Origin of the sequence: Kitasatospora sp. NPDC059747, from assembly GCF_042732955.1 — a bacterium.
Classification (GTDB): domain Bacteria; phylum Actinomycetota; class Actinomycetes; order Streptomycetales; family Streptomycetaceae; genus Kitasatospora.
Genome location: NZ_JBHWGV010000002.1, coordinates 130791 through 136055, shown reverse-complemented (window position 1 = coordinate 136055; position 5265 = coordinate 130791). Strand labels below are relative to the sequence as shown.

General features: G+C 73.0%; 3 protein-coding genes. All 3 read left to right on the top strand.

Annotated elements, in window-relative coordinates; all coding sequences use genetic code 11:
• Positions 1-166: 166 nt before the first annotated feature.
• Complete coding sequence (locus ACFV4G_RS01730) at positions 167-2470, top strand: HelD family protein (protein ID WP_380435421.1); 2304 nt, start codon at positions 167-169, stop codon at positions 2468-2470.
• Positions 2471-2861: 391 nt separating this feature from the next.
• On the top strand, positions 2862-4334 hold the full coding sequence (locus tag ACFV4G_RS01725) for an NAD-dependent malic enzyme (RefSeq protein ID WP_329929185.1): 1473 nt from the start codon (positions 2862-2864) through the stop codon (positions 4332-4334).
• 509 nt (positions 4335-4843) lie between these two features.
• On the top strand, positions 4844-5128 hold the full coding sequence (locus ACFV4G_RS01720; RefSeq protein ID WP_030242980.1) for an HU family DNA-binding protein: 285 nt from the start codon (positions 4844-4846) through the stop codon (positions 5126-5128).
• Positions 5129-5265: the final 137 nt, after the last annotated feature.

Sequence of the window (5265 nt, the reverse complement as noted above, 5' to 3'; positions counted from 1 at the left end):
CCTCGCCCGGGTGTTTCCGCCCCACAACACACCCACACAATTATAACACGCTCCCCCGCCCCCCCCCGCGGGGGGGGCGCCCCCCTACACGTTTCCCCCGACCGAGGCGTAGGATCATCCGTCCGCTCGTTTTCCGGAGCCGGATTCCGTCGCAACCACCGAGGCCATGCAGAGCAACACGGACACCACCCCCGCCACCGACCACGAGACCGTGCGCGAGCGCGAGATCGCCGGTGAGCAGCAGCACCTCGACACCGTCTACCACCGGCTCGAGGAGAAGCTCGCCGAGGCCGAGTACATCCTGGAGGACGCCGCCAAGCGGGTCCAGGTCGGCACGCCCGGCGCGCTCGCCGAGCGCGACGCCCAGGTCTACCGGGCCGGTGCGCACCTCCAGCGGCTCAACAACGAGTTCGAGGACTTCCTGTTCGGCCGGATCGACCTCCAGCGGGCCGACGCCCCGGAGGAGCACGGCATCCCCTCCGACACGCCGCTCGACCCGGCCGACCCCGCGGTGGCCGAGACCCTGCACATCGGCCGGCTCGGCGTCCTGGACGCCGAGTACGGCCCACTGGTGATCGACTGGCGGGCGCCCGCCGCCGCGCCGTTCTACCGCGCCACCCCGGTCGAGCCGGGCCGGGTGATCCGCCGCCGGGTGATCCGCTCCAAGGGCCGCAAGGTGATCGGCGTCGAGGACGACCTGCTGCGCCCCGACCTCACCCCCACCCTGGGCGGCGAGGAGCTGGCGGTCGTCGGCGACGGCGCGCTGATGGCCTCGCTCGGCCGCGCCCGCAGCCACTCGATGCGCGACATCGTCTCGTCCATCCAGAAGGAGCAGGACGAGGTCATCCGCGCCGCCGCCGGCGGTGCCACGCTCGTCACCGGCGGCCCGGGCACCGGCAAGACCGCCGTCGCCCTGCACCGCGCCGCGTACCTGCTCTACCAGGACCGCCGCCGCTACGCCGGGGGCATCCTGGTCGTCTCGCCGACCCCGCTGCTGGTCTCCTACACCGAGGGCGTGCTGCCCTCGCTCGGCGAGGAGGGCCAGGTCGCGATCCGCGCGGTCGGCTCGCTGGTGGACGGCATCGAGGCGGGCACCTACGACAGCCCCGAGGCCGCCCGGGTCAAGGGCTCGGGCCGCATGGTGCAGCTGCTGCGCCGGGCCGCCCGCGCGGCGCTGGAGCTGGGCGCGCCGCAGGAGCTCAAGGTGGTCGCCCGCGGCGAGGTGCTGAAGCTCGACGCCGGCCGGCTGAAGGCCGTCCGCGGCAACGTGGTGGGCTCGGGCGGCACGCCGCTGAACCTGCTGCGCCCGCGCGCCCGCCGGCTGCTGCTGGACGCCCTGTGGCAGGAGGCCACCCGGCACCTGCCGAGGCCCACCGACCACTACGCCCGCGAGCAGCGCCAGGAGGAGAAGGAGTCCTTCGACGAGTACGTCTCGGACGAGGCGTCGTTCCTGGACTTCCTGGACGCCTGGTGGCCGGCGCTGTCCCCGCGCAAGGTGCTCGGCACGCTCAAGCACGCGCGCCACACCAACCGGATCGCCCGCCGCGCCGTCACCCCGGACGAGGCGAGGCTGCTGGCGGGCTCCTGGCGGCACCTGTCGGCGGCCGGCGAGGGCGCGCTGTCGGCGCACGACGTCGCGCTGGTGGACGAGCTCCAGGTGCTGCTCGGCGAGCCGGCCCGGCGGAAGGTCCGCGAGGTGGACGCGGTGGACCTGCTGACCGGCCTGGAGGAGGTCACCACCTTCGCCGACCGCAGCGCCCGCCAGCGCGACCGCCAGCCGGTGGAGCGCACGGAGTACGCGCACGTGATCGTGGACGAGGCGCAGGACCTCACCCCGATGCAGTGGCGGTTGATCGGCCGCCGGGCCCGGATGGCGACCTGGACGATCGTCGGGGACCCGGCCCAGTCCTCCTGGCCGTTCCCGCAGGAGGCGCAGGCCGCGCTGGACGAGGTGCTCGCGGGCAAGCAGCGCCGCCGGTTCACGCTGACCGTCAACTACCGCAACCCGGCCGAGATCGCCGAGGTGGCGGCCAAGGTGCTGGCGCTCGCCGCGCCGGGCACGCCGTCGCCGCGCGCGGTGCGCCACGTCGGGGTGGAGCCGCGCTTCGCGGCCGTCACCGACCCGTCGCCGGAGGCCTTCGGCGCGGCGGCCAAGGCCGAGCTGGAGCGCCTGCTGTCCGAGGTGGACGGCACCGTCGCGATCGTGGTGCCGATGGACCGCCGGGCCGAGGCGGCCGGCTGGGCCGAGGGCCTGGGCGAGCGCGTGGTGGCGCTGGGCAGCCTGGAGGCGAAGGGCCTGGAGTACGACGCGACGGTGGTGGCCGACCCGACCGGGATCGCCGGCGAGTCCGAGGCGGGCCTGCGGGTGCTCTACGTGGCGCTCACCCGCGCGACCCAGCGGCTGACCGTGCTGTCCGGTCCGGACGACCTGCCGGACTCGGCCGGCGTGCCCGCGCTGCTGCACGGCTGACGCGCGGCTGACGGCGGGTCCGCGGCCACGAAGAAGGCCCCTCACCGGATGGTGAGGGGCCTTCAGACGTTTACGACACCGACCCGCCATGCTCGCCTCGCGGCAAGTGGTCCCTCTGAGGGACGAAGGTTGGGCCCGGGGGCTTGGATCGAGCCGGTGTCCCGTCCAATGTAACGCATCGGCCCGGAGAGGCAAGAAGTCGCGGGCCCTGTTGTCGCCCGCCCGCCGTCGGCCCGCCGCCCGTCCGGGGGCCCGCTTGTGGGGTCCGCACACTCAATGAACGTTATTTCTGGCTACGCCCTGGTAGGTGCGACGATCGAGGTCTAGCATGCGCAGGTGATGCCTTCAACAAAATGTTGAACCTGCCGATGGATGGAAGAAGGAAGCGTCGATGGCGACGGTGCCAAGTGTCTCCAACTCGATCACGGTGCGGCTCGAAGTCCCGGCCCAGAGCAACGCGGTCAGCGCGATCACCACGGCGGTCGAGTCCTCCGGCGGATCGGTCACCGGCCTCGACGTCACCGCCTCCGGCCTGGAGGCGCTGCGGATCGACGTGACGGTGGCCGCCTCCTCGGTGGCCCACGGCGAGGAGATCGTCGAGAAGCTGCGGGCGATCGACGGCGTGTCGATCGGCAAGGTGTCGGACCGCACGTTCCTGATGCACCTCGGTGGCAAGATCGAGATGTCGTCCAAGCTGCCGATCCGCAACCGTGACGACCTCTCCATGATCTACACCCCGGGCGTGGCCCGCGTGTGCATGGCGATCGCCGAGAACCCCGAGGACGCCCGCCGCCTCACCATCAAGCGCAACAGCGTCGCCGTCGTCACCGACGGCTCGGCGGTGCTGGGCCTGGGCAACATCGGCCCGGCGGCCGCGCTGCCGGTCATGGAGGGCAAGGCGGCCCTGTTCAAGCGCTTCGCCGGCATCGACGCCTGGCCGATCTGCCTGGACACCCAGGACACCGACGAGATCGTGGCCATCGTCAAGGCGATCGCCCCGGGCTTCGCCGGCATCAACCTGGAGGACATCTCCGCGCCGCGCTGCTTCGAGATCGAGGCCCGGCTGCGCGAGGCCCTGGACATCCCGGTCTTCCACGACGACCAGCACGGCACGGCGATCGTGGTGCTCGCCGCCCTCACCAACGCGCTGAAGGTGGTCGGCAAGGACATCGCCGACATCCGCGTGGTGATGTCGGGCGCCGGCGCCGCCGGCACCGCGATCCTCAAGCTGCTGCTGGCCGCCGGCGTCGAGCACGCCACCGTCGCCGACGTGCGCGGCGTGGTCCACCAGGGCCGTGACGACCTCAACGACAGCCTGCGCTGGATCGCCGAGCACACCAACCGCTCGGGCCGCACCGGCAGCCTCAAGGAGGCCGTGGCGGGCGCGGACGTCTTCATCGGCGTGTCGGCCCCGAACGTCCTGGACGGCGACGACCTGGCCACCATGGCCGAGAACGCGATCGTCTTCGCGCTGGCCAACCCGGACCCGGAGGTCGACCCGGCGATCGCCCGTCAGACCGCCGCCGTGGTGGCCACCGGCCGCAGCGACTTCCCGAACCAGATCAACAACGTGCTGGTCTTCCCGGGCGTCTTCCGCGGCCTGCTGGACGCCCAGAGCCGCACCGTGAACACCGAGATGATGATCGCCGCCGCCCGGGCGCTGGCCACCACCGTCGGCGACGACGAGCTGAACGCGAACTACATCATCCCGAGCGTCTTCCACAAGGACGTCGCCAAGACGGTGGCCTCCGCGGTGCGCGAGGCGGCCCTGGCGGGGGCTCAGGGCGAGCCCGTTCCGGCCCGTCCCACCCCGGGCATCGTCGGCACCCTCGACACGGCTTCCTTCCCCACCGTCAAGCTCTGACGGGGGAGCCCGCGGCGGTGCCGCGGATCGGTCAAATGACCGAATAGCGCCCGTACTCGCCCAAGTCCGCCCCGAACCCTTGCGACACAAGGGCGAGGGGCGTGTTTGGGCTTGTCGTGCCTAGGGCGTACGGTAGCCCTGCACGGGGCAGGCGTGTCCGACAAGTACGGAACGTCCCCCTGGTCTTCCGGCGTGTCGTCCCGACCGCCGCCCGCTCCCGGTCCGCCGGAGCCGACGGAGCGTCACACCTCCGACGGGAGGGCGATGTTCGGGTGGCTCGGCCGGGGCCCGATTGGCTTTCTCGGGGCCGGTCGGGGCAGGATTCGTATCCAGGCAGGCGGGCGGGCCTTCGAAGGCTCCGGCGCGCGGCATCGGGTGCGGACCCGGCCTGCGACCACGCATTGCCTGCACGAGCACTGTGTGCGGACCTGCGGCCCATCCGGGTGCCCCCCGGTGGGAGCACCGATGGGCCCCCGCACACCGCAAGCGAACAGACCACAGGAGTACACATGAACCGCAGTGAGCTGGTGGCCGCGCTGTCCGAGCGCGCCGAGGTGACCCGCAAGGACGCCGACGCCGTTCTGGCCGCCTTCGCCGAGATCGTCGGCGAGGTCGTCGCCAAGGGCGACGAGAAGGTCACCATCCCCGGTTTCCTGACCTTCGAGCGCACCCACCGCGCTGCCCGCACCGCGCGCAACCCGCAGACCGGCGAGCCGATCCAGATCGCCGCGGGCTACAGCGCCAAGGTGAGCGCCGGCTCCAAGCTGAAGGAAGCCGCCAAGGGCGCTGCCTGAGCCACCCCTTGAACGCCCGAGAGGCGGGGGGGGGCGCGGGGGGCCCGGCCGCGCGCCGGCGGCGGCCGCCCCCGGGGAGGCGGCGCCCCGCGGGCCGCGGGGGCGCGCGACGGGGGGGCCCGGGGGGCGCCCCGTGT